Origin of the sequence: Mycobacterium sp. H4Y (assembly GCF_000364405.1) — a bacterium.
Taxonomy (GTDB): domain Bacteria; phylum Actinomycetota; class Actinomycetes; order Mycobacteriales; family Mycobacteriaceae; genus Mycobacterium; species Mycobacterium intracellulare.
This window is the reverse complement of sequence record NZ_AKIG01000001.1, coordinates 1,367,175-1,393,530: the sequence shown is the minus strand read 5'-3', so window position 1 is coordinate 1,393,530 and position 26,356 is coordinate 1,367,175. Positions and strand designations below refer to the sequence as shown.

At 67.6% G+C, this 26,356-nt stretch carries 29 protein-coding genes, 1 other RNA gene and 1 pseudogene; 14 read left to right on the top strand and 17 right to left on the bottom strand.

Annotated elements, in window-relative coordinates; translation table 11 throughout:
• Positions 1-207 precede the first annotated feature (207 nt).
• The 4 genes from W7U_RS26410 (at position 208) to W7U_RS06215 (ending at position 2,467) form a co-directional block, all read left to right on the top strand.
• Positions 208-369 carry a hypothetical protein gene (locus W7U_RS26410; RefSeq protein WP_157884937.1) on the top strand — a complete coding sequence of 54 codons (162 nt, stop codon included), beginning with the start codon at positions 208-210 and terminating at the stop codon, positions 367-369.
• A gap of 131 nt (positions 370-500) precedes the next feature.
• Entirely contained in the window at positions 501-1,340 is an 840-nt protein-coding gene (locus tag W7U_RS06225) for a hypothetical protein (protein ID WP_008256002.1), read from the top strand.
• A gap of 433 nt (positions 1,341-1,773) precedes the next feature.
• Complete coding sequence (locus W7U_RS06220) at positions 1,774-2,121, top strand: hypothetical protein (protein WP_008256000.1); 348 nt, start codon at positions 1,774-1,776, stop codon at positions 2,119-2,121.
• Complete coding sequence (locus tag W7U_RS06215) at positions 2,114-2,467, top strand: hypothetical protein (RefSeq protein WP_008255998.1); 354 nt, start codon at positions 2,114-2,116, stop codon at positions 2,465-2,467. Before W7U_RS06220 ends, W7U_RS06215 begins: the two co-directional genes overlap by 8 nt.
• A 397-nt stretch (positions 2,468-2,864) precedes the next feature.
• Here the strand turns inward: W7U_RS06215 and W7U_RS26110 are convergent, their stop codons facing one another.
• The 3 genes from W7U_RS26110 to W7U_RS06205 are packed head-to-tail and all read right to left on the bottom strand — an operon-like array spanning position 2,865 to position 4,065.
• A complete protein-coding gene (locus W7U_RS26110; protein ID WP_136244400.1) occupies positions 2,865-3,356 on the bottom strand; it encodes a hypothetical protein in 492 nt (163 codons plus the stop codon).
• The gene (locus W7U_RS06210; RefSeq protein ID WP_008255997.1) at positions 3,353-3,670 is read right to left on the bottom strand and encodes a hypothetical protein; all 318 of its coding nucleotides are present in this window, start codon (positions 3,668-3,670) and stop codon (positions 3,353-3,355) included. The genes W7U_RS26110 and W7U_RS06210 overlap by 4 nt, the downstream gene beginning before the upstream one ends.
• On the bottom strand, positions 3,667-4,065 hold the full coding sequence (locus W7U_RS06205) for a hypothetical protein (RefSeq protein ID WP_232525835.1): 399 nt from the start codon (positions 4,063-4,065) through the stop codon (positions 3,667-3,669). Before W7U_RS06205 ends, W7U_RS06210 begins: the two co-directional genes overlap by 4 nt.
• 487 nt (positions 4,066-4,552) lie before the next feature.
• Here W7U_RS06205 and W7U_RS06200 point away from each other — a divergent pair, with 487 nt between their 5' ends.
• Positions 4,553-5,143 carry a Fic family protein gene (locus W7U_RS06200; protein WP_008255993.1) on the top strand — a complete coding sequence of 197 codons (591 nt, stop codon included), beginning with the start codon at positions 4,553-4,555 and terminating at the stop codon, positions 5,141-5,143.
• Positions 5,144-5,228: 85 nt separating this feature from the next.
• The gene (locus tag W7U_RS26405) at positions 5,229-5,366 is read left to right on the top strand and encodes a hypothetical protein (RefSeq protein WP_008255991.1); all 138 of its coding nucleotides are present in this window, start codon (positions 5,229-5,231) and stop codon (positions 5,364-5,366) included.
• Positions 5,367-5,729: 363 nt separating this feature from the next.
• Here the strand turns inward: W7U_RS26405 and W7U_RS25300 are convergent, their stop codons facing one another.
• The 5 genes and pseudogenes from W7U_RS25300 to W7U_RS06185 all read right to left on the bottom strand — a co-directional run bounded on the left by W7U_RS25300 (position 5,730) and on the right by W7U_RS06185 (position 7,741).
• Complete coding sequence (locus tag W7U_RS25300) at positions 5,730-5,969, bottom strand: hypothetical protein (protein ID WP_008255989.1); 240 nt, start codon at positions 5,967-5,969, stop codon at positions 5,730-5,732.
• Positions 5,966-6,211, bottom strand: coding sequence for a hypothetical protein (locus tag W7U_RS06195; protein ID WP_008255987.1), 246 nt, complete (start codon positions 6,209-6,211; stop codon positions 5,966-5,968). The genes W7U_RS25300 and W7U_RS06195 overlap by 4 nt, the downstream gene beginning before the upstream one ends.
• Complete coding sequence (locus W7U_RS26400; protein ID WP_020822294.1) at positions 6,208-6,381, bottom strand: hypothetical protein; 174 nt, start codon at positions 6,379-6,381, stop codon at positions 6,208-6,210. The genes W7U_RS06195 and W7U_RS26400 overlap by 4 nt, the downstream gene beginning before the upstream one ends.
• A complete protein-coding gene (locus W7U_RS06190; RefSeq protein ID WP_232525834.1) occupies positions 6,378-6,686 on the bottom strand; it encodes a hypothetical protein in 309 nt (102 codons plus the stop codon). Before W7U_RS06190 ends, W7U_RS26400 begins: the two co-directional genes overlap by 4 nt.
• A 336-nt stretch (positions 6,687-7,022) precedes the next feature.
• Positions 7,023-7,741 (bottom strand): annotated as a pseudogene (locus tag W7U_RS06185) (NAD(P)-binding oxidoreductase).
• 254 nt (positions 7,742-7,995) lie between these two features.
• On the opposite strand from W7U_RS06185, the gene W7U_RS06180 reads away from it, so the two are divergent.
• Entirely contained in the window at positions 7,996-8,439 is a 444-nt protein-coding gene (locus W7U_RS06180) for a MarR family transcriptional regulator (RefSeq protein WP_008255975.1), read from the top strand.
• A gap of 23 nt (positions 8,440-8,462) precedes the next feature.
• Here W7U_RS06180 and W7U_RS06175 read toward each other — a convergent pair whose 3' ends face one another.
• The 6 genes from W7U_RS06175 to W7U_RS06150 all read right to left on the bottom strand — a co-directional run bounded on the left by W7U_RS06175 (position 8,463) and on the right by W7U_RS06150 (position 17,674).
• Positions 8,463-9,323, bottom strand: coding sequence for a TIGR03619 family F420-dependent LLM class oxidoreductase (locus tag W7U_RS06175; protein WP_008255973.1), 861 nt, complete (start codon positions 9,321-9,323; stop codon positions 8,463-8,465).
• The gene (locus W7U_RS06170) at positions 9,320-9,964 is read right to left on the bottom strand and encodes a PaaI family thioesterase (RefSeq protein ID WP_008255971.1); all 645 of its coding nucleotides are present in this window, start codon (positions 9,962-9,964) and stop codon (positions 9,320-9,322) included. Before W7U_RS06170 ends, W7U_RS06175 begins: the two co-directional genes overlap by 4 nt.
• Positions 9,961-12,945, bottom strand: a complete 2,985-nt coding sequence (locus tag W7U_RS06165) for a bifunctional [glutamine synthetase] adenylyltransferase/[glutamine synthetase]-adenylyl-L-tyrosine phosphorylase (protein ID WP_008255969.1) — start codon at positions 12,943-12,945, stop codon at positions 9,961-9,963. Before W7U_RS06165 ends, W7U_RS06170 begins: the two co-directional genes overlap by 4 nt.
• A gap of 50 nt (positions 12,946-12,995) precedes the next feature.
• Positions 12,996-14,336 carry a type I glutamate--ammonia ligase gene (gene glnA, locus W7U_RS06160; protein ID WP_008255967.1) on the bottom strand — a complete coding sequence of 447 codons (1,341 nt, stop codon included), beginning with the start codon at positions 14,334-14,336 and terminating at the stop codon, positions 12,996-12,998.
• An 81-nt stretch (positions 14,337-14,417) separates the two neighbouring features.
• Positions 14,418-15,980 carry an alpha/beta hydrolase gene (locus W7U_RS06155; RefSeq protein WP_085976440.1) on the bottom strand — a complete coding sequence of 521 codons (1,563 nt, stop codon included), beginning with the start codon at positions 15,978-15,980 and terminating at the stop codon, positions 14,418-14,420.
• A gap of 137 nt (positions 15,981-16,117) precedes the next feature.
• Positions 16,118-17,674 carry an alpha/beta hydrolase gene (locus tag W7U_RS06150; RefSeq protein ID WP_008255962.1) on the bottom strand — a complete coding sequence of 519 codons (1,557 nt, stop codon included), beginning with the start codon at positions 17,672-17,674 and terminating at the stop codon, positions 16,118-16,120.
• Positions 17,675-17,880: 206 nt separating this feature from the next.
• Here W7U_RS06150 and panB point away from each other — a divergent pair, with 206 nt between their 5' ends.
• Both panB and W7U_RS06140 read left to right on the top strand, forming a co-directional pair.
• Positions 17,881-18,726 carry a 3-methyl-2-oxobutanoate hydroxymethyltransferase gene (gene panB / locus W7U_RS06145; protein WP_008255960.1) on the top strand — a complete coding sequence of 282 codons (846 nt, stop codon included), beginning with the start codon at positions 17,881-17,883 and terminating at the stop codon, positions 18,724-18,726.
• A gap of 187 nt (positions 18,727-18,913) precedes the next feature.
• The gene (locus W7U_RS06140) at positions 18,914-20,122 is read left to right on the top strand and encodes a 1,4-beta-xylanase (RefSeq protein ID WP_197538614.1); all 1,209 of its coding nucleotides are present in this window, start codon (positions 18,914-18,916) and stop codon (positions 20,120-20,122) included.
• A 10-nt stretch (positions 20,123-20,132) separates the two neighbouring features.
• Here the strand turns inward: W7U_RS06140 and W7U_RS06135 are convergent, their stop codons facing one another.
• Positions 20,133-20,468: a heme-binding protein gene (locus W7U_RS06135; protein WP_009953566.1), complete on the bottom strand. Its 336-nt coding sequence runs from the start codon at positions 20,466-20,468 to the stop codon at positions 20,133-20,135.
• 173 nt (positions 20,469-20,641) lie between these two features.
• Between W7U_RS06135 and W7U_RS06130 the strand changes: the two genes are divergently transcribed.
• From W7U_RS06130 to W7U_RS06120, 3 genes are all read left to right on the top strand, one after another.
• Complete coding sequence (locus tag W7U_RS06130) at positions 20,642-21,853, top strand: FAD-dependent oxidoreductase (protein WP_080588010.1); 1,212 nt, start codon at positions 20,642-20,644, stop codon at positions 21,851-21,853.
• A 105-nt stretch (positions 21,854-21,958) separates the two neighbouring features.
• A complete protein-coding gene (locus tag W7U_RS06125) occupies positions 21,959-22,213 on the top strand; it encodes a hypothetical protein (RefSeq protein ID WP_008255952.1) in 255 nt (84 codons plus the stop codon).
• 91 nt (positions 22,214-22,304) lie between these two features.
• Entirely contained in the window at positions 22,305-23,867 is a 1,563-nt protein-coding gene (locus W7U_RS06120; protein ID WP_008255950.1) for a CYTH and CHAD domain-containing protein, read from the top strand.
• Between the two features lie 19 nt (positions 23,868-23,886).
• On the opposite strand, the gene rnpB is transcribed toward W7U_RS06120, so the two are convergent.
• An RNA gene (gene rnpB, locus W7U_RS25045) (RNase P RNA component class A) lies at positions 23,887-24,288 on the bottom strand.
• Positions 24,289-24,375: 87 nt separating this feature from the next.
• Between rnpB and W7U_RS06115 the strand changes: the two genes are divergently transcribed.
• Positions 24,376-25,086 carry a 2OG-Fe(II) oxygenase gene (locus W7U_RS06115; protein ID WP_008255948.1) on the top strand — a complete coding sequence of 237 codons (711 nt, stop codon included), beginning with the start codon at positions 24,376-24,378 and terminating at the stop codon, positions 25,084-25,086.
• Positions 25,087-25,089: 3 nt separating this feature from the next.
• Here W7U_RS06115 and W7U_RS06110 read toward each other — a convergent pair whose 3' ends face one another.
• Positions 25,090-25,719 carry a class I SAM-dependent methyltransferase gene (locus W7U_RS06110; RefSeq protein ID WP_008255946.1) on the bottom strand — a complete coding sequence of 210 codons (630 nt, stop codon included), beginning with the start codon at positions 25,717-25,719 and terminating at the stop codon, positions 25,090-25,092.
• Positions 25,720-25,765: 46 nt separating this feature from the next.
• Here W7U_RS06110 and W7U_RS06105 point away from each other — a divergent pair, with 46 nt between their 5' ends.
• Positions 25,766-26,338 (top strand): XRE family transcriptional regulator, encoded by a 573-nt coding sequence (locus W7U_RS06105; RefSeq protein WP_008255945.1) that lies wholly within the window; start codon positions 25,766-25,768, stop codon positions 26,336-26,338.
• The last annotated feature ends 18 nt before the right edge of the window (positions 26,339-26,356 follow it).

Here is a 26,356-nt window from a genome sequence, read left to right as displayed (position 1 = left end):
GGACGGTCAGGGGTCGCTTCGATCCGCCTGGGACACAGCCCCCGCGCGCGCCAGTGTCTGCGCCAACTCTTGGCATGCGTCGTTCTGGTCCGGCGTCAGCGCGGTAGGGCCTCTCTGTGTCGCTAAGGGCGACGATACAAATAACGGCGCGGCGGTGTCGGTCCCGCCTGGCGAGGAACTTCCAGGGGCCGTGTGGGCTGGGGAAGCATGAGCGGCTACAACCAAACGCAGCGCTGGACGGCCACGGGCAATGGTGTCGACACCACTCTGGGTCTGCTGATTGGCGACGCGGCAGGCAATGGCGCATCTTCCGTTTCATTCTCCGCAACGGGTGCAACATTTGGATCTGCAATTCCACTCAACCCCTGAATCGCCTGCGCCACTGGGGTATTGATCCAAGGCACACAACTAAATAATCCAGAAGATCGACCAGAACTGAATACCCTGCAACACCCTTCACAATCAAGAGAGGTCGTACCATGACTACGGACTATTACCATATGCTCGAAGCTGACCGCGCCGTCACCCAGCACGGAACCGCCCACTGGTCAGCGCCGCTCCCCGAACACACCAACCCCGGAGCGATGAGCCCAAAGGATCTCCCGAACCAGCCCGAATTCTCCCTGAAACCACCAGCAGCGCAAGCACTTGCGCACCGGGCCGGCGCAACAGCCGCGCAACGCGCCTGGGCATCCAAGCAACACGCCTTCGATGCTTTCGCTGACTACCTCGCCGCGACCGAACCGGCCGTGCATGATCCGCGGTACACGCACGAACAGATCCGGGAACACGTCAATGCGTTCACATCAACGCAGGCGTACCGTGACGCTGAGCTGCAGCACGAAGCCGTACACGTGAAAGTTGAAGAGGCACAACGGGTGGTCGACGCTCAACGTGCCGCGTTGACGAAACCGGGTGACGCAGCAACCGAGAGTCGGAACCTCAGATATTGGGGGCGCACAGAGCGGCTGCTGGATTCGACCGATCCGGGCGACATGATCAACGTTGTGCGGGAGGCAATCGAGTCCGCCGACGGTGAGCAGCTGTCCGTTCTGGTTGAGGAGCTGCAGCCGTGGCTGCGAGCCAAAGGGCACGTTCATGATTACCTGGATGGTTTGTTCGCCGAGAAGGTTCCCGCCCTCGGTGCGGCGCAGAAGATCCTCGTGGCAGCGCAGCAGGCCCAGACGGTCAGCGACGCCGACTGGCGACGCCTCAACGACATGATTGTGCGGTCGGGGCCGTCGCCGGATGGGCTGCGGCCGCAACGGATCCCCGCGATCGCCTACGACCAGCGCTATGACCCAGAGGCGGAACTGCGCCGTTACGAGGCGGAGTTGTGACAGCCGGGGACGATAAGCCGCCGCTGCCCGAGCTTCGTATCCCGCCGGTGGTGAGTCATCGGCGGGATGGGCGCGGCAGTCCACATTGGCCAACTAAGCGTCAGCTCGGGCAGCGGCTATCGGGCAGAGCGGGCTAGCTATGGCTGCGCCAGCAAACATTATCGGGCCGATCAAGATCAACAGCCGAGCCGTGTCTAATAGTGGAGCGCATCGACGCTGCTCCAATGACGAGAGACGTCCTCAACTGAGCTCAGTGTTTCGGCAGGTCAGAAGGGGTGCAGGGGAGCCCCCGACCACCCGAAAAGATTCACCGGCCGGGCGCAAGAACGCATCTGAACGCACGCATCGCGTTTTGTTTTCGGCTGTCAATAGCGGGCGCGTGTCAATAAGGAACAGCAAATAACCGGCTAACGTCAGCAAAGGACAGCAAACGATGACCACCCACTGCCAGGAGGCGCAGGAACTCCTCAACGCGCTCGACGCGAAGCTCGCCAAGGCGGCCGAGCGGCAGGGGGTGTCGCTGACATGGACCGCAGCCGAGCAACACACCCTCGAGATCCTCGCGGACACAATCGACCGCCGCACCGCTCTGACCAGAGCTTTTGATGGCGCCTCGGAGGCGAAAGTCCAGGTGAAACTATCCACCGAGATCCGGCAACTAGACCGGCTGGTGGTTCAGCTTCTGGCGAAGGTCGAGGTAGCGGCCCCGAAGCAGCCGGAATCGCTGCGCACCATGAAAGCCCGCGAGGCCGCGAACGCCAGGTGGGGAAAGCATGCCTGAGCTGCTCGAAGCACCGGGCAGCGCCGGGGCGGTCGTCATCGAGGGCGCCTACGCCGTGCTGGTTCGGCGGGAGGCGCAGCACCAGACCGAGGTTGACCCAAGGCTCCTACTTTCCGACCAAAAAGGCTTCTACCAGCAGAAACAGGCGGCAGTAGCGGGCTCTGAATTCGCCGAGATGGAGCTTTTTGCCGCTGGGCGCCCGCTCACCGCGCCGGCGTGGATGTTCGGCGGCAATTCGCTGCCGCTGCCGGCGCAGCTACGGCCCACGTTCAGCGGCGAGGGCCGCGTTTCTGACGAGTTTGAGGTCCGCCCCGATGATTCGGTGCGGCCCGTAGGGAAGGTTTGAGAAATGAGTACGTTGACCTGCGGAAACACCCCAGGCGAGTGGGTTGAAGGTGTCGCGGAGATCGTCGCTGAGAGCCGCGACACGATCGTGGTGCTGTGCCCGTACTGCGGGCAGCGGCACCAGCATGGCGAACATGTCCGGGGCAGCAACGCGGTGCTGGCTGGTTGTCACGCCGGCCGCGGCCGTTGCCGCACGTATGCGGTTCCTGGTGAGCCGCGCCGGCGTCGACCGCGGTGGGCCGAATGAAGCGCTGGTGGCGGTGGTCGACGCAGCGGCGCGTGGCCGCCCTCGAGGAGCGGGTCGCGGCGTTGGAGGCCGGGAGGCCGCGGATTGTGCAAGTGGGTGGCTATCAGGCAGAACACCAGCGCACCGGCGCTGGATCAGGTTTTCGGACCTGCTAGAAGATGACAGGCCCGGCGCTAGCCGTGGGAACGTATAGGGGCTCGGCCCACTCAGGGCGTGACTCATGGTCCACTCTCACGCGCCACCTGAAGCCGTTCCCCGGAGGCAGCGGCAGCCCGTTTTGAAACTGCATGAGTATCTGAGCTTTAGGCCGGACAGCATCGTTCGGGATATTGGCGCCCGGAAGTGCGAGCGGATTTAGCTTCTCTGATGTGCCGACTCGCAGGGGGCCGGGCTGGCCTGGTAAGTGCACAAGCTGACCTTCGTCGTTTTCGAGCATTAGCTCGACTGCGGGGCTATCGCCGATACATTTTGGATCGAAAGACGCGATCGCAACGACGCTGAAAGGAGCTGTCGTTCCTGAAGCCGGGTTGAATCCTAGGATCGATATGCCGCCGCCCACGATCGTGATCTTGCCGAGTGGGTCGACGATCGCGTAGTCGGCAAGGAGTATCCGCACGTGTGCGGACTCGGATGCTTCGCTCATGCAGTCAGGCAGGGAACCGACTCGGCGACCGGGAGCACGATAGGCACGCCGACCGTTTTCGTCTGGGTCACATAGGCGAAGGTTGGCGTCAACTCGGGCGGCGGTGGCGGGCTGTCCTCCCATTGCATGCATAAGAAAGCGAACCGGCCGTCGGTGGATAGATGATCCACGACACCGACAAACTCCATTTCTTCGGCGGGGTCGAACGCTACAACCTCATCGCCTTCGTGCAGGGGAGCGTTTGCCCGCGCTTGATTCGCCCTGATCAAGCCGTCTTTTACCGTAGTGCTGAAGTCGACCTTTACGCGCTTCAATTCGACCTCTCCCTCTTGCCGCCGGCCGGGTTGGCTACCGGCTCGCCGAAGCAGTTAATGAACGTTTGTAGCGTGGATCCTTGCACCGGCTCCGCCAACACGACGTGGTGGTGTGTGAATCTCTGCCCATTCGATACATCCAGTATTGGCTCAAAGCCTTGGTCCCGCAACCGGCCAACTGTCGTGACCTGCACTTTTGAGTGTACAACTTCGCTCTCAGCGCATAGTTCGTTGAGGGTCATGCCGTCAGTAGCGTCTGTGCGCCTGACGTCGCAGAAAACCGAGATCACCGCACCGTCGCCGTCCTCGATCGCCTCATTTACCTTTTCCGTCAGCGTCTCGACGTCTCGCACCTTTCCAGCCCTGATTACCAGGGCATCGGAGTGCAACGGCATGAGTGAAATGTACCGATGGCGGCGCATAGCCGACCTCGAGGCACGGGTGGCGCGTTGGGAGGCTGGGCGGCCGGTCATTGTGGTTCACCGGTTCAGACGTAGTGAGCGGCGGCCGCTTCGGGGGCAGAATCTTGCCTATGACCACCCCCGATACTCGCCCTGTGTCACAGCAGCTAGTGGGGCGATTTGTGACCTTTTCGGCGCCCGCGGGGATGGGAGAGCTGCTATTTTTCGTTTACCCTTAATGACATCGAAGACGATCGGTAGGAGGAGGCCGCAGATGACCAGGGCAGAGTTTCGTACCCACGTCGCTGCTTGGCGCGCTCTACCTGCCGAGGAGAAGACGTGGCGCCGCCGCGCGACTGTCGTCGACGAGGTTGTGGGATCGATGCGCATGGAGCGTGAGCCTGTCAGCGCGGCTTGGGAGCAGCGCGCGCGCGCAGCTCAGCGCGCGCGCCTTGCACGGTAGCCGCACGACTGAGGATCGATGTCTGAAGTCGATTCGACGGAGCCGAGGTTTGAGACACCCGATGGCGTCAAGAGCTACTCCGAAATCAGCGACCTAATAGCAGACCGGCTCAGCGCGTTAGCGGACGACATCCAAGCTGGTCACTACGGCGATCGGATGTTGAGCGTTGATCTGATCCGCGATTTTCACGCCGCGTTCCTTGCCGATATCGTCCCCGGTATCGCCGGGGTATGGCGTGACAAGCCGGTGTCGGTGGGCAACCACATTCCGCCTGACCACTGGCACATCGACCGCCTGATGCGCGAGTTCTTCGATGGTCTTGGCGCGCGGGTGCATTACGCCGGGGACGACCCGGACTTGCAGGTAGAGGCATTGGCGTTCGCCGAAGCAAAGGTGTTGAACATCCACCCATTTGCCGACTTCAACGGCCGTGCGGTGCGTTTGTTGGCGCTTGAGTTGGTGCGCCGCTTTGATCTGCCAGTGATCCGCTCTTGGGTGGAATTGGGTACACCCCAAAGCGCCGCGTATAAGGAGGCTCTCGTCGCGTTCGACCTCCACGGGGTTGTTGAACCGATGAAGCAGTTCTGGCTCGATAACCGTTTCGAGTGAACGATTTTCGCGAATCCAACTCGGTCGGCTGGCGTTAGCGTTATCTGCCAAGGACAATGGCCCCCGTGATGAAAGGGAGCTGGCGATGACCGAACCGCACGTACTCGAGCAGCGAATCGAGGAACTTAAACGTCAGCTCGAGGCTCTGGACCGCCGCGTGAAAAGCCTCGAAGACGACCGGGAAAGCGCCCGGCGAGCAATGAACTCCGCCGGATTCCGGTAGCCGTTCGCGACCCGGTGCCGCCCCGGGAGGTTAGCACCCGCCGTTTAGTTGGGCGGCGAGCTGGATTGCGATGTCGCGCCAGCCGTCCGCGCGTTCCCGCAACTGGGGGATCTGCTGGCGGGGCGACGACGAGCAGCAGTGTCGCGCACACCGCGCAGGCGATGAGCCGCAATGACTGCGAGTTGGACTGCTGGGGTCATCTGGTTCTCCGTGACGCAATGGGGTTGGGGTCGTTGCGCCCGATGTTGGCACGCCGCGCCCGGTCTGGGGGCGCTTATCGGGCAAACGTGGCGAAAATCGTTGCGGGAGCCCGGAAAGGGGAAGCGCCCCGCCGATGTCGACGGGGCGCTGTGCCGTGATGGGCTATCCGGGTGGCGCCGGTGGTGGTGCCGCGCACATCTGCTGCAAGAAAAATCGGTACATGGCGGCGCCGACCGGGTTCTGTACATCGAGGCGCGGATCCGCGGGGATCAGCTGCCCGTTGCATTGCACATACCCCGGCGGTGTTGGGGTGGGCGGCGGTGGTGCCGGGTCGGCGTGCGCGGCTGGGCATCCCAGCCACACCGCCACTGCGACCGCGACGGCGGTCAGCGCGGCCCTCACCGGGCACCGTCCCCGAACCAGACGAAGCCGGCGGTGATGGCTGCGGCGATGAGTCCGCAGATGATCAGGAACGCGGCGTAGTTGAACACCGCGCCCCATGACGCTGGTACCGGGTGGTCCTCCTGGTCGGGGTTGTCGTCGGCCCAGGCCAACGCTGGGGTGTCCTGCGCTTGGGTGGGCAGCATGTCGGTCGGGTTAGCCGCGGCCCCGACAGCGGTGTCCGATGCGTGGTTGTCGGTCATCGCTTCCCGCCCAGGTATTGGCCGAGAAGGATTGCGCCCCACAGCACGGCGGTGAACACGCCCGCGAGAAGACCGGCGACTACCCCAACCTCGGCGGCGCCGACATAGGCCACGGCCAAGGTCACCGCGGCGGCCGCGGCGATACGTTCCAGCCAGCTCCGGTTACTCACAAGGCACCGCCCAGCGCATTTCCCGCCGGGTGCTTCGACATGGCTGCTGCGATCGCCTCACGGTGGTCGTCAAGCAGCGGGTAGAGCGGGAAGCCGTCGAGGTGGTCGATCAGGCTGGCGCAGGAGCGGGCCGCGGCTGCGAGGTCGGCGTACAGGACAGCGCAGCGTTGCGTTGCCAGGCTTTCGGGATCACCGGCGACGATGAGCCGGTCGGTGTTGGTGATGAGCCGCAGCGCGTGACGCAGATGCTGCAAGGCGTGGGTGAGCGCGGTGTGGGCCTCGGTTGGGGTTGTGTTGTTGGGCACGATGATTCCCTCCATGTTCGGGGTTAGTTCGGGGATGCGTAGGCGGTTCCGTCCGCAGTTCGTCCGCAGTAGTTTTCAAAACAGTTCACGCTTGCCAACATTGGCAACGCTGTGACCTGCGATTTCCCTACGCTGTAAACACAGCTAACGGTTGCGAACGCTCAGGACGTAATTCGCGCTGTACTACGACGTTTAAGGACGTCTGAGTCGGCTTGACGAAACCACCCGCGCGGTTCTGTTGCCGCGCGGGTGGTTTCGTTTTCGGCCGCCGCGACTGCATCCGCGGCGAGTTCCGCCGCCGAAACCTGCCCCGTGGGCAGCGCCCGCTGCGGCGACCTATTTGGCGTCGGTGACGACGACGACCTGACGGATGAACGTGTCCTCTAAGGCGGAGTGGAGGAGAAAGTCGGCGACGTTTCCGCGAGAGGTTGAGGGGAGCATCGGCAACGTCGTGACGTCATCGAGCGCCCTCGCGGTGTAACGGCCGCCGACCCCGTCGTTCAATGCCCCGGGGTATTCGAGGGTCCATTTCAGGCCGCTGGCTTTCAAGAGCACTTCGGACGCAGCTTTGTCTTCGTACTTCTTGCGCAGCGCCGTGCGAAATATCAGGCCGGCGAGAAACGATGCCTTGGCCAGGGAGTCGCCGACTCCGAATGCGGACACGATCACAAACCGGTCAACACCCGATGTTTGGCGGACGCGATGACGGCGCGGACAGTGTCCGTGATCAGCGTCGGGGTTTGGCGGACGTTTTTGACTCCGAGTGCGCTGATGACCGCGTCGTGCCCTCGGGCTGCTGTTGCGATGACGGCGGCGTCGGTGACGTCGCCGCCGACGACGTGGGCGCGCGGGTCAACGGTGGCGTCGGCCCGCCGAACGAGGGCGGTGACCTGGTGACCCTGGTCGAGGGCCTTCGTGACGAAGAGACGGCCGGTGCGGCCGGTTGCTCCAAGGACAAGAAACTTCACAAAATTTTCGCTTTCTCTAGAACGGATGAAACGGATGAAAGGGCGTGATGGTGAGCGGGGCCCGCCTCGCGGTAGCCACCCCTCCATCGCCGGGTAACTCGTCAGGAACGTTGACTACTATCGTCCATGCTCTCGGCTAATGTCAAGATTCCATAACAGATTAGGACCAAGCCGACGTCTATGGTAGTCAATGATATTTACTAATCTGATGGTCGGAGGCCATGCCCGCAACAGCGGCATGTAGCAAGTCACCCAGGTGATGCAGGGCCGCCGAGCGCAGTAGCGGTGGACGTAGGGTGTGAATTTCGTTGGACCACGTGGGCGATGGAGCCGAGGGCAGCATGAACGACGAGCAGCGGATTGATCTAGGGGTGTCGTTGTTCATCCCGTACCGGTACACCGAAGACCGGATTTTCCGGGCGCTCCAGGATGCCGGATTCGACGACTGGACCCTTGCCCAGTGCCGCGTGTTCCAGCGCATCGCCCCGGACGGTTCGCGCCTCACAGACCTCGCCGAACAGGCGCAAATGAGCAAGCAGAGCGCGGGCGTCCTGGTCGATCAACTCGAACGCTTGGGCTATGTCCGCCGGGTCCCCGACCCCGCGGATGGCCGCGCCCGATTGATCGTCATCGAGCAACGTGGCCGGCGCGCGGTCGCGGTAGCCACGGCAACTCTCGACGAGATCCACTCGGAGTGGAAGGCCTACCTGGGTACCCGCAACTTCACACTGCTGCAGCAGATCTTGGATCAGCTCCGCGAGATCACCGACCCCTACGCACGGTAAACCCGCCGCAAAGCAGGTGTCTCCTACCCGTCGAGTGACAGGTCCTTCCGGAAGCGCTGCATGCCGTCGATCTTGTCGTCGAGGCTGGCGTCGGGCCCGGCGTAGAACATCCACGGCATCGTGATGATGCCGGTGATGCCGCCGGCCTCCGCGCGCCGATAATCGGCGGTGGTGAACGCGTCGGTCAGCGGGGTCAACACAGTGAAATCGTCCATGGACAAACCGTTTTCGGCCCGCATCTCCCGCAGCCGGCCGATGGCATCGAGCGCCCGCTGGGTGTTGATCAGATCCCCGATCCAGCCGTCGTTGCGGGCGGCACGGCGCAGCGCGATCTCGCTGAGTCCCCCGACGTACACCGGGATCGGCGGCGGGGTGGGCTGCATCTCGAGGCGCGGCGCGGTATAGAACTCACCCTCGAACTCCGTCCAGCCCGGCGACCACAGCGCCCGCATCAGCCCGATCATTTCGTCGGTGCGTTTGCCACGGGCCTCGAATCGCTCACCCATCAACGCGAATTCCTCGCGGCACCAGCCCACGCCGATGCCCAGCTCCACCCGGCCCGACGCCAAAACCGCCGCGGTACCAATGGCTTTCGCCGCCGAATACGGGTTGCGCATCGCGGGAATGTAGACGGTGTTGACGAAGCGCAACCGCGTGGTGACCTGGGCGAGCGCGCCGACGAGCACCCACGGGTCGGGCCAGTCGGTGAACGGCTGCCAGCGCCGTTCCCCATCCTTGGTGTACGGGTACGGCGTGTCCAGCGTCTCGAGGTTGACGACGTGGTCGGGAATGCCGATCCCGTCGTAGCCGAGTTCGTCGGCGGCCTTGGCCAGCTCGATGATTTCGCGGGTGTTCAAAAAGGCGCTGCTGATGTAGAACTTCACTGCTCCTCCGCCGCCCACGCCGGCTCGATGAAGACGCCGTCGGCCTCGACGGTGACGCCATTGGAATCCGAAATGGTGCCGCGCGCAAAGACTTTGCGGCCCTCCTTGCCGTCGACCCACGCCTCACAACGAAGCGGGCCCAGCGGCGTGCCGCGCAGATACTTCACGGTGATGGTCCCGGTGAACCGCGCCTTGGACAGGCCCTCGCTGGCCGCCTCGCCGAGCATGTGGTCGAGCACCAGGGCGCTGACGCCCCCGTGCACCAGCTTGGGCGGGCCCTCGTAGGCCGAGCCGAGAACGAACTCGCTCCAGCAGCGCCCGTCGCCCTCGTGGTGCACGACGATCGGCGGGGCGATGGGGTTGCACACGCCAATCGCGGCGTTGCCCAACGGCAGCGGGCGGCCGTCGACGCGGTAGCTCACCCCGATCGGGCGGGTGCGTTCCCGCAGCGATGCGGTGACGGCCTCGATCGCGCGCCGGGCCTCGGCGACGACGTCGTCGTCGGCCTCGGTGCGGATGGTCGCGTCGACGAGCTCGCGGACCGCATCGGCCAACGGTGCATACAGCGCGGTCACGCGATCGGCTTCCGTCGCGCTGAGCACCTCGAATATGGCGTCCAACGCGCCGGCCTCCTGACTCAACTTCCAAACACCTTGCGCACGACGGCCTTTGCGCGTCGCGTCACCCGTAAATAGTTGTCCAAGAATTCGCCGCCCTCGTCGGTCGGCCAGCCCGCGGCCACGGCGACCGCGTTCAGCTGGCGTCCGTGGCCCGGCAGCTGGTCGGTGGGCTTACCCCGGACCAGCACCAGCGCGTTGCGGGCCCGGGTGGCCGTCAGCCAGGCCTGCCGCAGCAGCTCCACCTCGTCGGCGGGCACCAGGTCGGCCTCGGCGATCGCGTCCAGGCACGCCAGCGTCGACGTGGTGTGCAGCGCGGGGATCTCGTGGGCGTGCCGCAGCTGCAGCAGCTGCACGGTCCATTCGATGTCGGCCAGTCCCCCGCGGCCCAGCTTGGTATGCGTGTTCGGGTCGGCGCCGCGCGGCAGCCGCTCGGCGTCGACGCGGGCCTTGATGCGGCGGATCTCGCGCATCGCCTCCGACGACATCCCGTCGGGTGGATAGCGCGTCTTGTCGGCCATCAGCAGGAACCGCTGCCCCAGCTCCGCGTCGCCGGCGACCGCGTGCGCGCGCAGCAGCGCCTGAACCTCCCACGGCTGCGCCCACTGCCCGTAGTAGGCGGCGTAGGAGGCCAGGGTGCGCACCAGCGGACCGTTGCGGCCCTCGGGCCGCAGGTTGGCGTCGACCTCCAGCGGTGGGTCGACGCTGGGCGTTCCCAGCAGCGTCCGGACCTGCTCGGCGACCGTCGTCGCCCAGCGCACGGCGACGGAATCCTCGACGCCAGAAGCCGGTTCGCACACGAACATCACGTCGGCGTCCGAGCCGTAGCCCAGTTCGGCGCCGCCCAGCCGGCCCATGCCGATGACGGCGATGGCCGCCGGCGCCTTACCGTCCGCGGGAAGGTTCGTCCGGATCATCGCGTCCAGCGCGGCCTGCAGCACGGCCACCCACACCGAGGTCAGCGCCTTGCACACGTCGACGACCTCGAGCATGCCGAGCAGGTCGGCCGACGCCACCCGGGCCAGCTCGCGGCGGCGCAGGGTGCGCGCCCCGGCGATCGCCCGCACCGGGTCGGAATAGCGGGCGGCCGAGGCCACCAGCGCGCGGGCCACCGCGGCGGGCTCGGTCTCCAGCAGGTGCGGGCCGCTCGGCCCGTCGCCGTAGTCCTGGATGACCCGGGGCGCGCGCATCAACAGGTCCGGCACGTACGCCGAGGTCCCCAGCACGTGCATGAGCCGGCGGGCGACGGCGGGCTTGTCGCGCAGGGTGGCCAGATACCAGCTTTCCCCGGACAGCGCCTCGGACAGCCGCCGGTAGGCCAGTAGCCCGCCGTCGGGGTCGGGCGTGTACGACATCCAGTTCAGCAGCCTGGGCAGCAGCACCGACTGCACCCGCCCGCGCCGGCCGCTGAGGTTGACCAGCGCCGACATGTGCTTCAGAGCGGACTGCGGGCCCTCGTAGCCCAGGGCGGCCAGCTGACGCTCGGCGGCCTCGGACGTCATGCCGTGCGCGATCTCCAGCCCGGCCGGGCCGATCGATTCCAGCAGCGGTTGGTAGAAGAGCTTGGCGTGCAGCTGTGACACCCGCAGGTTCTGGTGCCGCAGCTCCTCGCGCAGCACCCCGGCCGCGTCGTGGCGACCGTCGGGCCGGACGTGGGCGGCCCGCGCCAGCCAGCGCACCGCCTCCTCGTCGTCGGGCTCGGGCAGCAGGTGGGTCCGCTTGAGCCGCTGCAGCTGCAGCCGGTGCTCGAGCAGGCGGAGGAACTCGTAGGAGGCGGTGAGGTTCGCGGCGTCCTCGCGCCCGATGTAGCCGCCCTGGCCGAGCGCGGTCAGCGCGTCCACCGTCGACGCCACGTGCAGCGACTCGTCGCTGCGCCCGTGCACCAACTGCAGGAGCTGCACGGCGAATTCGACGTCGCGCAGCCCGCCGCTGCCGAGCTTGATCTCGCGGCCGCGGACCTCGGCGGGCACCAGCTGCTCGACGCGCCGCCGCATCGCCTGCACCTCGACCACGAAGTCCTCACGCTCGCAGGCGACCCAGACCATCGGCATCAGCGCGTCCAGGTAGCGCTGTCCGAGCTCCGCGTCGCCCACCGCCGCGCGCGCCTTCAGCAGCGCCTGGAACTCCCAGGTTTTCGCCCACCGCTGGTAGTAGGCGATGTGCGACTCGACGGTGCGGACCAGCTCGCCGCTGCGGCCCTCCGGCCGCAACCCGGCGTCGACCTGAAAGAACGCCTCGGAGGCCAGCCGCATCATCTCGCTGGCCACCCGGGTGGTGAGGGTGTCGGCGTGCTCGGCGACGAAGATGACGTCGACGTCGCTGACGTAGTTCAGTTCGCGGGCACCGCATTTGCCCATCGCGATGACCGCCAGCCGCGGCGGCGTCTTGTCGCCGCACACGGTGCTCTCGGCCACCCGCAACGCGGCGGCCAGCGCGGCGTCGGCCAGGTCCGACAGGTGGGCGGCCACCACGGTGAACGGCACCACCGGTTCGTCCTCGACGGTGGCGGCCAGGTCCAGCGCGGCCAGCACCAGCAGCTGATCGCGATACAGGGTGCGCAGGCGCACCATCGCCGAACCGGGGTCGGCCAGCGCCTCCTCGACGCACTCGGTGAACTTCGTGCGCAGCTGGTCGTGGGTGGACAGGGTGACGTTGCCGCGCAAGAGTTTCCAGGACTGCGGCTGGGCGATCAGGTGATCCCCGAGGGCCAGCGACGCGCCGAGCACACCGAACAGGCGCCCGCGCAGGGGGCGCTCGGTGAGCAGGGCGGCGTTGAGCTCGTCCCACCCGGCGTCCGGGTTCTCGGCCAGCCGCACCAGGGCGAGCAGGGCGGCGTCGGGGTCCGCGGCGCGCGACAGCGACCACAGCAGGTCGACGTGGGCCTGGTCGTCGTGGTCGTGCCAGCCCAGTTGCGCTATGCGTTCGGCCGCTTGCGGATCGACCAACCCGAGCCGGCCCACGCTGGGCAGCCGGGGTCGCTGCGTCGCGGGTTTGGTCACGACCACGACGGTATCGCAACCCGCCGATCTTCAGGCGCGGGCGGCGCATGAAACCGCTACAGCGACAGGTAGGTGCTCAGTTCGTACGGGGTGACGTGGCTGCGGTAGTTCGCCCACTCGGTGCGCTTGTTGCGCAGGAAGAAGTCAAAGACGTGCTCCCCCAAGGTTTCCGCGACCAGCTCGGAGGACTCCATGGCACGCAGCGCGCTGTCCAGGCTGGTGGGCAGCTCGCGGTATCCCATCGCCTGGCGCTCGGCGGGCGTCAGGTCCCACACGTTGTCCTCGGCCTGCGGCCCCAGCACGTAGCCCTTCTCCACCCCGCGCAGCCCGGCGGCCAGCAGCACGGCGAACGTCAGGTACGGGTTGCAGGCCGAGTCGGGGCTGCGGACCTCGACGCGCCGCGACGACGTCTTGTGCGGGGTGTACATGGGCACCCGCACCAGCGCGGAGCGGTTGGCCGCGCCCCAGGACGCGGCGGTCGGCGCCTCGCCGCCACCCACCAGTCGCTTGTAGGAGTTGACCCATTGGTTGGTGACGGCGCTGATCTCCGAGGCGTGCTCGAGGACCCCGGCGATGAAGGACTTGCCCACATCGGACAGTTGCAGCGGGTCGTCGGGGCTGTGGAACGCGTTGACGTCGCCCTCGAACAGGCTCATGTGGGTGTGCATCGCGGAGCCGGGGTGCTGCCCGAACGGCTTGGGCATGAAGGACGCGCGGGCGCCGTTCTCGATCGCCACCTCCTTGATGACGTAGCGGAACGTCATCACGTTGTCGGCCATCGACAGCGCGTCGGCGAAGCGCAGGTCGATCTCCTGCTGTCCGGGCGCGCCCTCGTGGTGGCTGAATTCCACCGAGATGCCCATGAACTCCAGCGCCTCGATCGCGTGGCGGCGGAAGTTCGAGGCGGAGTCGTGGATCGCCTGATCGAAGTAGCCGGCGTTGTCGACCGGGACCGGCGGCGTCCCGTCGTCGGCGCCGGCCTTGAGCAGGAAGAATTCGATCTCGGGATGCACGTAGCAGGAAAATCCCAGGTCGTTGGCCTTCTGCAGCTGGCGGCGCAGCACGTGCCGCGGGTCCGCCCAGGACGGCGAGCCGTCCGGCATCGTGATGTCGCAGAACATCCGCGCCGAGTGGTGGTGACCGTTGGGCGACGCCCACGGCAGCACCTGGAAGGTGGACGGGTCGGGGTTGGCCACGGTGTCGGACTCCGAGACCCGCGAGAAGCCCTCGATCGAGGATCCGTCGAAGCCGATGCCCTCCTCGAAGGCGCCCTCGAGTTCGGCCGGGGCGATGGCGACCGACTTGAGGAAGCCGAGCACATCGGTGAACCACAGCCGAACGAAGCGGATGTCTCGTTCCTCGAGCGTGCGCAGCACGAATTCCTTCTGACGATCCATAACTCGAACAGTATGCAACGGCTGTTAATTCTGTGTTACCGATGCCCGCTCAGAACCGTTGCGATGGCCGCGACAGGCTGGTCAGGACCGGCAGGTGTAGGCGGCCGGCGGCGGCGTGCCCGCGACCAGGTAGCGCACCACGGCGTTGTCCACGCATTGGTCGCCGTTGAACACCGCGGTGTGCTGCGTGCCGTCGTAGGTGATCAGCGGGCCACCCAGCTGGCGCGCCAGGTTCACCCCGGCCTGATACGGGGTCGCCGGGTCGTGCGTGGTGGAGACGACGACGACCTTGCCCGGCGCCATGGCCGGCGCGGCGTGCGGCGCCGACGTCGGCGGCACCGGCCAGAGCGCGCACAAATCGCGGGGAGCGTTTCCGGTGAACGGCCCGTAGCTGAGGAAGGGAGCGGCCTGGCGGATCCGCTGATCCGCGGTCACCCAGCTGGCCTGGTCCGTCGGGTTCGGGGCATCGACGCAGCGGATCGCGTTGAACGCGTCCTGGTCGTTGGAGTAGTGCCCGTCGCGGCCGCGTCCCTGATAGTCGTCGGCGAGCAGCAGCAGGTCGCCGGCGTCGGTGCCGCGCGCCAGGCCGAGCAGGCCGCTGGTCAGGTATTTCCAGTGCGTCGGGGTGTAGAGCGCGTTGATGGTGCCGGTGGTCGCGTCGCCGTAGCTCAGCCCGCGTGGGTCCGCGGTGCGGGCGGGCTTGGTGGCCAGCGGGTCGACCAGGGCGTGGTAGCGGGCGACGAATTGGGACGGGTCGGTGCCCAGCGGGCAGCCCGGCGAGCGGGCACAGTCGGTGGCGTAGTCGTTGAAAGCCGTTTGGAATCCGGCCATTTGGTTGACGTTCTCGTCGATGGGGCCGACGGTCGGGTCGATGGCGCCGTCGAGCACCATCGCCCGCACGTGGTTGCCGAACTTCTCCAGGTAGGCGGTGCCCAGCTCGGTGCCGTAGCTGTATCCCAGGTAGTTGATCTGTTCGTCGCCCAGCGCCTGGCGCACCGCGTCCATGTCACGCGCGACGGACGCGGTGCCGGCGTTGGCCAGAAACGCGCTGCCCATCCGGTTGACGCATTGCTGGGCCAGCTGCCGGTAAAGCTGCTCGATGTGCGCGACACCGGCCGGGCTGTAGTCGACCATCGGTTCGCGCCGGTACGCGTCGAACTCGGCGTCGGTGCGGCAGCGCAGCGACGGAGTGGAGTGGCCCACCCCGCGCGGGTCGAAGCCGACCAGGTCGAAGTTGCGCCGCACGGGCGAGTTCTCCAGGTCCGGCGCCATCGCGGCCACCATGTCGACCGCCGAGCCGCCGGGCCCGCCGGGATTGACCAGCAACGACCCCATCCGTTGTCCGGTCGCGGGCACGCGGATGACCGCCAGTTTGGCCTGGGCGCCCCCGGGGTTGTTGTAGTCGATCGGGACCGACACCGTGGTGCATCGCGCGGCGGGGATATCGCTTGTGTCCGAGACGAATTGGTCGCAGCTCCCCCAGCCCTGCGGCACCGCGGCCGCCGGCGGGTTCGGCGCCGGGGTCTGCCCGGCACCGGGCTCGGGCGTGGCGCCGGCCACCGGCAGCGCGGCGGAACCACCGAGCACCAGACCGAACGAAAGCAGCGCCGAGCTCAACGATCTCAGGCGCGACATGGCAGTCATCGTTGCAGCCGCGGGTACCCGTGGCAGCGCGAAACGATTACGCCTTGGTCTCGGCTCTCAACCGGCTCGCGTCGCCACCGAGCGTGCACGCACGGCGACGAATCGACGAAAATCCCGCCGGGAGTGCACGTTCGGCGTCAGCACTTGGCGCCGCTGGGCGGCGTGGTGCCGCCGACCAGATAGGCCGTCACGTAGTTGTCGATGCAGCTGTCGCCCTGGAAGACGACGGTGTGCTGGGTTCCGTCGTAGGTCAGCAGCGAGCTGCGCAGCTGGTCGGCCAGGTCCACGCCGGCCTTGTAGGGGGTCGCCGGGTCGTGCGTGGTCGACACCACCACCGTGGGCGCCAGGCCGGGCGCGGAAATGGTGTGCGGCTTACTCGTCGGCGGTACCGGCCAGAACGCGCAGGTGCCCAGCGGCGCGTTGCCGGTGAACTGCCCGTAACTCATGAACGGTGCGATCTCCCGGGAGCGGCGGTCTTCGTCAATCACCTTGGCGCGGTCGGTGATCGGCGGCTGGTCGACGCAGTTGACCGCCACCCGCGCGTCGGTGGCGTTGGTGTAGTGGCCGTGGGCGTCGCGGCGCATGTACATGTCGGCCAGGGCGAGCAGGGTGTCGCCGTGGTGGTCGACGAGTTCGGACAGGCCGTCGGTCAGGTGGTGCCACAGGTTCGGTGAGTACAGCGCCATGATGGTGCCGACGATGGCGTCGCTGTAGCTCAGCCCGCGCGGGTCGTTGGTCGGGACCGGCCGGCCGATCATGGGGTTGTTGGGGTCGACCATCGGGTCGACGAGGCTGTGGTAGACGTCGACGGCCTTGGCCGGGTCGGTGCCCAGCGGGCAGCTCGGTTGCTTCGCGCAGTCGGCGGCGTAGTTGTTGAACGCGTCCTGGAATCCCTTGGCCTGCCGCAGGTCGGCCTCGATGGGATCGGCGTTGGGGTCGACGGCCCCGTCGAGGATCATCGCCCGCACCTTGTTCGGGAAGGCCTCGGCGTACGCCGAGCCGATCCGGGTGCCATAGGAGTAGCCGAGGTAGGTCAGCTTGTCGTCGCCAAGCGCGGCCCGGATGGCGTCGAGGTCCCTGGCGACGTTGACCGTCCCGATGTTGGCCAGAAAGCCCTTGCCCATCTTGTCGACGCAGCGGCCGACGAACTGCTTGGTCTCGTCCTCGATGTGGGCCACGCCGGCCGGGCTGTAGTCGACGTTGGGCTCGGTGCGCAGCCGGTCGTTGTCGGCGTCGGAGTTGCACCAGACCGCGGGGCGCGACGCGCCCACCCCGCGGGGATCGAAGCCGACCAAATCGAACCGTTCGCGGACCCGCTTCGGCAGCGACTGGACGACGCCCAACGCCGCTTCGATGCCGGACTCCCCCGGCCCGCCGGGGTTGATCACCAACGAACCGATCTTGTCGCCGGTCGCGGGAAAACGGATCATCGCCAGCGTGGCGTCGTCGCCGTCGAGGTTGTCGTAGTCGACCGGAACCGCGAGCTTGCCGCACAACGCGCCGGCCGGCAGCTTGACCTTCGGGTTCGCGGCCCGGCACGGCGTCCACTCCACCGCCTGGCCCAGCTTGGGTTCGGACATGACGGCGCGCCCCACCACCACGCGCGCGCAGCCCGCCACCAGCAGCGCGACGGCAGCGACCGACGTCCAGATCAGCAGCGTGCGCGCGCGCGTGCCTCGGCGAGTCAAACCCATGCCAACATATGCTGCCAGAGGAAACCTGAGATCCTGATCAGCGGCACCGCCGCGCGCGGAGCATGGCCTGTCTCACACTGTCGCGCCGTTTCAACCGCGCCGAAGAAATGGCAGAATGACACCGTCAGACGAACCCGGGGACCCGTTCAGGTTTTTCAAAGACTGAGGGCCACGAGGATCGACCCGACCACCCACTAGGGACAATGATGTCTGAGCACAACGTTTACGGTGCCAACTCGCCTGCGCCCGCGCAGCCGCTCACCAAGATCCGCACCCACCACCTGCAGAAGTGGAAGGCCGAGGGGCACAAGTGGGCGATGCTCACGGCCTACGACTATTCGACCGCCCGCATTTTCGACGAGGCGGGCATCCCGGTCCTGCTGGTCGGCGACTCGGCGGCCAACGTCGTCTACGGCTACGACACCACCGTGCCGGTGTCGGTCGACGAACTGATCCCGTTGGTCCGCGGCGTGGTGCGCGGCGCCCAGCACGCCATGGTCGTCGCGGACCTGCCGTTCGGCAGCTACGAGGCCGGGCCCGCCGCCGCGCTGGCCGCCGCCACGCGGTTCATGAAGGAGGGCGGCGCGCACGCGGTGAAGCTCGAGGGCGGCGAGCGGGTCGCCGAGCAGATCGCCTGCCTGACCGCCGCCGGCATCCCCGTGATGGCGCACATCGGGTTCACCCCGCAGAGCGTGAACAGCCTCGGCGGCTTCCGGGTCCAGGGCCGCGGCGACGCGGCCGAACAGACCGTCGCGGACGCGATCGCCGTCGCCGAGGCCGGGGCGTTCTCCGTGGTGATGGAGATGGTGCCGGCCGAGCTGGCCACCCAGATCACCGGCAAGCTGACCATTCCGACCATCGGGATCGGGGCCGGACCGAACTGCGACGGCCAGGTCCTGGTCTGGCAGGACATGGCCGGCATGAGCAGCGGCAAGGCCGCCCGCTTCGTCAAGCGCTTCGCCGACATCGGCGGGGAATTGCGCCGCGCCGCAACGCAATATGCGCAAGAGGTGGCCGGTGGGGTTTTCCCCGCCGACGAACACTGCTTCTGATCCGGCGCGCCACCGCACGATTCACGGCACGTCCTGCTGCGCGCCGGGACCACCGCGCTGAGGGTCCCGCCTCGTTGACCACCACGTTACCCCGGTCACAACGAAAGTGCCGAAAAACGTTGTGTGGCAGGCATGTACGATCGTTGTTAAGAGACGATCCGGACTCAAAAGAGCAAAGGTGGACCACATCGACCGGGGGGACCGTGGTGGCTTCGTACACCGTCGAACGGTGCTGAAGTTCCCGCTGCTAGTGGCAGGAGGCATCGTTTTGGCCCGCACACCGCACGCGTCCGCGCAGCCGCCGCGCACCTCGCCGCAGGCAAGCCGATGGTCACCCGAGCGAGCCAACCGCTGGTATCAAGCGCAGGGCTGGCCGGTGGGCGCCAACTACATCACGTCCAATGCCATCAACCAGCTGGAGATGTTCCAGGCCGATACCTTCGATCCCGGGCGCATCGACACCGAACTGGGCTGGGCCCAGTCCAACGGGTTCAACGCGGTGCGGGTCTTTTTGCACGATCTGCTCTGGGCGCAGGACCACCGCGGGTTCCAGGGCCGGCTCGCGCGGTTTGTCGACATCGCGGCCCGCCACGGCATCAAACCCCTGTTCGTGCTGTTCGATTCGTGTTGGGATCCGTTCCCGCGCCCGGGTCCGCAGCCCGCGCCGCGGCCCGGCATCCACAACTCCGGCTGGGTGCAGAGCCCGGGCGCCGAGCGCCTCGGCGACCGCGGCTACGTCCGCACCCTGCGCGGTTATGTCACCGGGGTCCTGACCCAATTCCGCAATGACGACCGCATTTTGGGCTGGGACCTGTGGAACGAGCCGGACAACCCCGCGGACACCTACGCCTCAGTGGAGCGCAAGGACAAGCTCGACCTGGTCGCCAACCTGCTCCCCCAGGTGTTCGAGTGGGCGCGGTTGGTCGATCCCCGCCAGCCCTTGACGAGCGGCGTGTGGCACGGCGAGTGGGCCGACCCGGCGCGCCGCAGCGTCATCGCCGGGATCCAGCTCGACAACTCCGACGTCATCACCTTCCACTGCTACGGCGAGCCGGCGGCGTTCGAGAGGCGCATCGCCGAGCTCGTCCCGCTGGGGCGCCCGATCCTGTGCACCGAGTACATGGCCCGGCCGCTGGGCAGCACGGTGCAAAACATCCTGCCGATCGCGAAGCGCACCGGCGTCGGCGCGTTCAACTGGGGATTCGTCGCCGGCAAAACCCAGACGTACTTTCCCTGGGACTCCTGGGACCACCCGAACCCGGATCCGGCGATGCCGCAGGAATGGTTTCACGACTTGCTCGGTCCCGACGGACGGCCGTTCCGCGACACCGAGATTGAGACGATCCTCGAGTTGAGCGACCTGGCGATGCATCTGCGGCCGCCGCCGGCCGGCTGACCCGCAGGCGTCAGCGGCACCGATTCTGGAAGTCGGTGAGCGGCTGGCGAATGCCCTCGAGGTCGGCGTGGGTCTGCGGGTTGGCGTCCATGTACTGCTTCAACTGATCACGCATGTCGCTGCGCGGCTGGCCCTTCAAGCTGGTGAAGTAGTCGTTGACGTCGGGGTGCGTGAACAGGTACGCCGACGTGGCCGCGGCGACGCCCGAGGACACCTGGGCCAGGTCGGCCGCCGTGCAATTGGGTTGCGACGCGGGCGCCGGCTCCGGCTCGTCGGCCGGCACGTCCGCGGCGGCCCAACCCGCCGTCGCGAAAAGCATTGCCACAGTGGCCGCGCAGGCCGCCATCCCGCCGGCAACGGCCCGGGCCGCCGGGCGAACAAAAGACCCCATGCAAACGCTCCTTCGTCGACCATCGCCCAAGGCGAGCGGTATTCGTACCGCAAACCATAAGGGGTTTGCCCGCCGCGCACGCGCGAATCAGGCGGCAAACGAGTGCGCGACCGCGGTAGGGTCGGGCCGTGGCGGAAGTGCTTCAGACCCAGGTTTGCGTAGCCGGTGGGGGCCCCGCCGGTCTCGTTCACGCGCTCTTGCTCGCCCGCGCGGGGATCCGGGTTGTCGTCTTGGAGAAGCACAATGACTTCCTGCGCGACTTCCGCGGCGACACGGTGCACCCGAGCACCCTGCGGATCATGGACGAGCTCGGGCTGGTCGATGAGCTTCTGCGCCTGCCGCACACCAAAGTCGACCGCGTCGCGTTCGACACCGACGGGACGATCCGCACCTTCGGCAACTTCGGCGTGCTCAAACGGTTGGGTTTCAAACAGCCGTACATCGCGTTGATGCCGCAGTGGGACTTCCTCGACTTCCTCGCCGAAAAGGCCTCTGCCTACCCGGAATTCACGCTGATCCGCAACGCCGAAGTCAAGGACCTGATCTTTGACGGCGATCGGGTGATCGGGGCGCGCACGCCCGAAGTGGAGGTGCGCGCCGACCTGGTCGTCGGCGCGGACGGGCGCAAGTCCGCGGTGCGGGCGGCGGCCGGCCTAAGGACCGCCGCCGCGCACTCCCCGATGGACGTGCTGTGGTTTCGGCTCAACTGGCGACCCGGCGATCCGCAGGAGCTGTACGGGGTGGCCCGTCGGGGCCTCACCATGGCGCTGATCTACCGGGGCGACTATTGGCAGATCGCGTATCTGATGCCCAAGGGGTCCGACCCCCGCGACGGGTCGCTGGAGGCGTTCAAAGAGCGCATCGTGGCGGCGCGGCCACAGCTGCGCGAACACGTCGACGACCTTCGTTCCTGGGACCAGACCAGTCAGCTCGACGTGCGGGTGGACCGGCTCGAGAGGTGGTGGCGCACCGGCCTGCTGTGCATCGGGGACGCGGCCCACGCCATGTCGCCGATCGGTGGCGTCGGCATCAATCTGGCTGTCGCCGATGCGGTGGCGGCCGCCAACATCCTGTGCGCCCCACTGCGCGACGGACGTCTGCGCGACGCGGACCTCGCCAAGGTGCAGCGTCGGCGAGAGCTGCCCGCCCGGGTCATCCAGGCGATCCAGGTGTTCGCACAGGACCGGGTGATCGCGCCCAATCTGAACGGCGGTGACCTGTCACCCATCCCGATCCCCGCGATCGTGGGACGGGGCCCGCTGCGCTCCATCCCGCCGATCGCCTTCGGGCGCGGCCTTCGTCCCGAACACGTCCGCACCCCGAACGTGCACACCGCTTAACACTTTTCTGCGGCGGCGTCGGAGGCGGCGTCGATATTCAGATTCCGGGCCCGCCCGCCGCGCTGTGACGGCACAATGCACTGAGGGGTCGGAAGGAGAGTGCAGATGAATCGCCGCCGCGGGCTTGCCGCATTGCTGGTGTTCTCGGGCGTGGTGTCCGTCCCCGCGATTCTCACCGCGGCGCCATCCGCCGATCGGGTCGAAGCGACCGTGTGCGTGGGCGCGGGCCGACGCATCTCGGTAAGCGGCTGCACCAACATCGCCGACAACATCGCCCGCTATGCCCCTCCACCCGCGGTCTATGCGCCGCTGCCGGAGGACGAGACGACGGCTCCGCCCCCTCCTCCGCCGCCGCCATAACGTCGTCACCTCCGTATGGCAGGCTATGGGTCTCATCCCCACCGTCCATTACGTTCAAGGCCGCGGCGACGCGCCCTCAACGGAGCCGAAGATGCCTGCAAAAACGCCGCAGACCTCGCGTCACCTGGAGGTAGAGCGCAAATTCGATGTCGGCGAGTCCACCGTGTCGCCGTCGTTCGAGGGGATCGCCGCGGTCGCCCACGTCGAGAAGGCGCCGACGCAAACCCTGGATGCGACGTACTTCGACACGCCCGCACATGACCTCGCGCGCAACAAGATCACGCTGCGCCGCCGCACCGGCGGCTCCGACGCCGGGTGGCACCTGAAGCTGCCGGCCGGGCCCGACGCGCGCACCGAGGTCCGGGCGCCGCTGGACGCGTCCGGACCCGACGGCAACAACACCGTGCCCGCCGAGTTGGCCGACGTCGTGCTGGCGATCGTCCGTGACCGTCCGCTGCAGCCGGTCGCGCGCATCACCACCGAGCGCGAGAGCCAGGTGTTGTACGACGCCGCGGGCGTCGCGCTGGCCGAGTTCAGCAACGACTCCGTCACCGCGTGGTCGACGCGGGGGCCCGATGACAGCTCCGATGAATCCGGTGCGCCGCCCACCGAGCTCGAATGGCGGGAGTGGGAATTGGAGCTCCTCGAAGCGGGCGGCCACTCCAACGGCGCGGCCGGCACCGAACTGCTGAACCGGTTGAGCAACCGGCTGCTGGACGCCGGCGCCGCGCCCGCCGGACACGGCTCCAAGCTGGCGCGGGTGCTCGGCACCCCGCCACCGCCCAACGGCGCGCAGCCGAGCGAGGATCCGTTGCAGCGCGCCATCGCCGAGCAGGTCCGCGAGCTGCTGGTGTGGGATCGCGCCGTGCGCGCCGACGCCTACGACTCCATCCACCAGATGCGGGTGACCACCCGCAAGCTGCGCAGCCTGCTGCGCGACTACCAGGATTCGTTCGGCTTGCCCGACGAGGGGTGGGTCCTGGACGAGCTGCGTGAGCTCGCCGGGATTTTGGGGATGGCGCGCGACGCCGAGGTGCTCGCCGAGCGCTACGAGCGTGACTTGGACGGGCTCGCACCGGAATTGGTGCGCGGTCCGGTGCGCGAACGGCTGGTCGGGGGCGCGCAGCGCCGCTACCAGACCGGCCTGCGCCGCTCGTTGATCGCGATGCGCTCGCAACGCTACTTCCGGTTGCTCGACTCCCTGGAGGCGATCGCGGTCCAAACCCCCGGCGCCGCCGCGGCCGAGGAGCAGGCCCCGGTCACCGTCGAGGCCGCGTACAAGAAGGTCCGCAAGGCCGCCAAGGCCGCCGCCCAGGTCGATCGGGAGAACCCCGGCGACCACCACCGCGACGAAGCGATACATCGAATCCGCAAGCGCGCCAAGCGACTTCGATACACCGCGGCCGCCACCGGGGAAGCCAAAGTGTCCGAGCGGGCCAAGGCCGTGCAGTCGCTGCTCGGTGATCACCAAGACAGCGTGGTCAGCCGGGAACACCTGCGCCAGGAAGCGGACATCGCACACGCCGCCGGCGAGGACACCTTCACCTACGGCCTGCTGTATCAGCGGGAAGCCGACCTGGCGCAGCGGTGCCGCCGCGAACTCGACGGCACGCTGCGCAAGCTCGCCAAGGCGGTGCGCAAGGCCGGGCACTAGTCGCCGAAGGGGCTGAAGGCGGACGAGTTGGCCTGTAAGCCGGATTCTGTTCCCCACCGCCGCGCGTGAGCAACGGCGGTGCGGCGGCGACCATCCATCTGGACACACCGTCACCGGGTGCCTCGAGCGGCCTACCCGCAGGCTCGGGCGAGCAGCCCTCGAACGCCTGCGCGGCCGCACCAGCGGTACGGCCTTCTTGGCCTTGCTTCGGGTGGGGTTTGCCGAGCCACCCCGGTCACCCGGGATGCTGGTGCGCTCTTACCGCACCGTTTCACCCTTACCACCGCGAGGGTGGCGGTCTGTTTTCTGTGGCACTTTCCCGCGAGTCACCTCGGATTGCCGTTAGCAATCACCCTGCTCTGTGAAGTCCGGACTTTCCTCGAACCGCCTTGCGACGGCCCGCGGCCGCCCGGCCAACTCGTCCGCGACGATAAACGGTACCCGCTGCACCCGGCCGGGGCCAGCAACCGTTTACCGTGGACTCGGATCACGAATGGGAAGGCCCGCGATGTCCCGGTGGAAAAGGCGTGTCGATTCAGGCGATTGGGACGCGATCGCCGCCGCGGTCGACGAGTACGGCGGGGCGCTGCTGCCGCGACTGATCACGCCCAGCGAGGCGGCGCGGCTGCGCGCGCTCTACGCCGACGACGCCCTGTTCCGCTCCACGATCGACATGGCGCCCAAACGGTACGGGTCCGGGCAGTACCGCTATTTCCACGCGCCCTACCCGGCGCCGATCGAGGAACTCAAACAGGCGCTCTATCCGCGGCTTCTGCCGATCGCCCGCGACTGGTGTGCCAAGCTCGGCCGGGACGCGCCCTGGCCGGACCGCCTCGACGACTGGCTGGCGGCCTGCCACGCCGCCGGCCAGACCCGATCCACCGCCCTGATGCTGAAATACGGTGCGGGCGACTGGAATGCGCTGCACCGGGACCTCTACGGGGACCTGGTGTTCCCCCTGCAGGTGGTGATCAATCTCAGCGACCCGGCCACCGATTACACCGGCGGGGAGTTCCTGCTGGTCGAGCAGCGACTGCGGGCGCAATCCCGGGGCACGGCAACACAATTGCCGCAGGGACACGGCTACGTCTTCACCACGCGGGAGCGGCCGGTGCCCTCGGCCCGCGGTTGGTCCGCGGCACCGGTGCGCCACGGCGTGTCCGTGGTTCGCACCGGGCAGCGCTACGCCATGGGACTGATCTTTCACGACGCGGCGTGAGGGTTATCGGTCTCGCCGCAAGGCGATCACGTGGTCGGGCACCCTGGCCGTTTCCCCGTTGACGGTCATTTCGCGTTCGACGGCCTCGGCCCGCAGCCGCGTCCAGGCGGCGGTGTCCAGCCGCAACGAGGCGATCACCTCCTCGATGCCGAGGAAGGAGTGATCGTGGTGCTGCGCCCACGGCGGCACCGCCCCGTGGTCCACGATCAGCAGCACGCCACCGGGATTCACCCGTTCGGCGGCGTGCCGCAGCACGTCTTCGCGGTCCAGGCGGGCCGGCGAATGAAAGTACTGGGCGGAGATCAGGTCGAACATCCCTTGCGGGAACGTCTCGTTGAGGTTGTGCCGCTGAAAGTCGATGCGGGAGGCCATATTCCGCGCCGATGCGGCCGCGCGGGCGCGTTGCAGCGCGGTGTCAGAGACGTCGACGGCCACCACCTGCCAGCCGCGGTCGGCCAGCCACAGGGCGTCGGCTCCCTCCCCGCAGCCCAGGTCCAGGGCGCGGCCCGGCGGCAGGTCGGCGACCACCTCGGCGAGCCGGGGGTTGACCCGGCCGCTCCACACCCGCTCGGTCGAACGGTAGCGGTCTTCCCAGAATTGCTGGGCATCATCGGGTTTGCACGAACTGTCCATACCGCGAGCTTGCCGATTCCGCCCCGACTTGCCAAGCTGAATTGCCATGCAGGCAAAAACCCCCGATATCGACCTGGTGGTGCGGCGCAGACTGCGGGAGCTGCGCGCGCAGCGCGGCATGACGCTGCAGGAGGTCGGCGCGCGGGCGGGCATCGACGTCTCGACGCTGAGCCGCCTGGAGTCCGGCAAACGGCGCCTGGCGCTGGATCATCTGCCGCGGCTGGCCCGGGCCCTGTCGGTGAGCACCGACGAGCTGCTGCAGACCTCGTCGGCGCCGGACCCGCGGGTGCGCGGCGCCGCGCACACCCACCACGGCGTCACCTACTCGCCGCTGACCCGTCAGGGTCCCGCCGGTGGCCTGCACGCGTTCAAGGTTCGGGTCAGCGCCCGGCGCCGCAATCCGCCCGCCGAGCTGCCCGTGCATGAGGGGCAGGACTGGATGTACGTGCTCTCCGGCCGGATGCGCCTCATCCTCGGCGACCGCGACTTCACCATCGACCCGGGCCAGGCCGTCGAATTCTCGACGTGGACGCCGCACTGGTTCGGCGTGGTGGACGGGCCGGTGGAGGCGATCGTGATCTTCGGCCCGCACGGCGAGCGGCTGCACCTGCACAGCTGACCGGTGCGGCGTTAGCGT

What these genes read in the sequence shown, in the direction of transcription:
- W7U_RS26410 (WP_157884937.1), top strand. Translation starts at nt 208, where the DNA reads ATGAGCGGCTACAACCAAACGCAGCGCTGGACGGCCACGGGCAATGGT.
- W7U_RS06225 (WP_008256002.1), top strand. Translation starts at nt 501, where the DNA reads ATGCTCGAAGCTGACCGCGCCGTCACCCAGCACGGAACCGCCCACTGG.
- W7U_RS06220 (WP_008256000.1), top strand. Translation starts at nt 1,774, where the DNA reads ATGACCACCCACTGCCAGGAGGCGCAGGAACTCCTCAACGCGCTCGAC.
- W7U_RS06215 (WP_008255998.1), top strand. Translation starts at nt 2,114, where the DNA reads ATGCCTGAGCTGCTCGAAGCACCGGGCAGCGCCGGGGCGGTCGTCATC.
- W7U_RS26110 (WP_136244400.1), bottom strand. Translation starts at nt 3,356, where the DNA reads ATGAGCGAAGCATCCGAGTCCGCACACGTGCGGATACTCCTTGCCGAC.
- W7U_RS06205 (WP_232525835.1), bottom strand. Translation starts at nt 4,065, where the DNA reads ATGCCGTTGCACTCCGATGCCCTGGTAATCAGGGCTGGAAAGGTGCGA.
- W7U_RS06200 (WP_008255993.1), top strand. Translation starts at nt 4,553, where the DNA reads ATGTCTGAAGTCGATTCGACGGAGCCGAGGTTTGAGACACCCGATGGC.
- W7U_RS26405 (WP_008255991.1), top strand. Translation starts at nt 5,229, where the DNA reads ATGACCGAACCGCACGTACTCGAGCAGCGAATCGAGGAACTTAAACGT.
- W7U_RS06195 (WP_008255987.1), bottom strand. Translation starts at nt 6,211, where the DNA reads ATGACCGACAACCACGCATCGGACACCGCTGTCGGGGCCGCGGCTAAC.
- W7U_RS06180 (WP_008255975.1), top strand. Translation starts at nt 7,996, where the DNA reads ATGAACGACGAGCAGCGGATTGATCTAGGGGTGTCGTTGTTCATCCCG.
- glnA (WP_008255967.1), bottom strand. Translation starts at nt 14,336, where the DNA reads ATGGATCGTCAGAAGGAATTCGTGCTGCGCACGCTCGAGGAACGAGAC.
- W7U_RS06155 (WP_085976440.1), bottom strand. Translation starts at nt 15,980, where the DNA reads ATGACTGCCATGTCGCGCCTGAGATCGTTGAGCTCGGCGCTGCTTTCG.
- W7U_RS06150 (WP_008255962.1), bottom strand. Translation starts at nt 17,674, where the DNA reads ATGGGTTTGACTCGCCGAGGCACGCGCGCGCGCACGCTGCTGATCTGG.
- panB (WP_008255960.1), top strand. Translation starts at nt 17,881, where the DNA reads ATGTCTGAGCACAACGTTTACGGTGCCAACTCGCCTGCGCCCGCGCAG.
- W7U_RS06135 (WP_009953566.1), bottom strand. Translation starts at nt 20,468, where the DNA reads ATGGCGGCCTGCGCGGCCACTGTGGCAATGCTTTTCGCGACGGCGGGT.
- W7U_RS06125 (WP_008255952.1), top strand. Translation starts at nt 21,959, where the DNA reads ATGAATCGCCGCCGCGGGCTTGCCGCATTGCTGGTGTTCTCGGGCGTG.
- W7U_RS06120 (WP_008255950.1), top strand. Translation starts at nt 22,305, where the DNA reads ATGCCTGCAAAAACGCCGCAGACCTCGCGTCACCTGGAGGTAGAGCGC.
- W7U_RS06115 (WP_008255948.1), top strand. Translation starts at nt 24,376, where the DNA reads ATGTCCCGGTGGAAAAGGCGTGTCGATTCAGGCGATTGGGACGCGATC.
- W7U_RS06110 (WP_008255946.1), bottom strand. Translation starts at nt 25,719, where the DNA reads ATGGACAGTTCGTGCAAACCCGATGATGCCCAGCAATTCTGGGAAGAC.
- W7U_RS06105 (WP_008255945.1), top strand. Translation starts at nt 25,766, where the DNA reads ATGCAGGCAAAAACCCCCGATATCGACCTGGTGGTGCGGCGCAGACTG.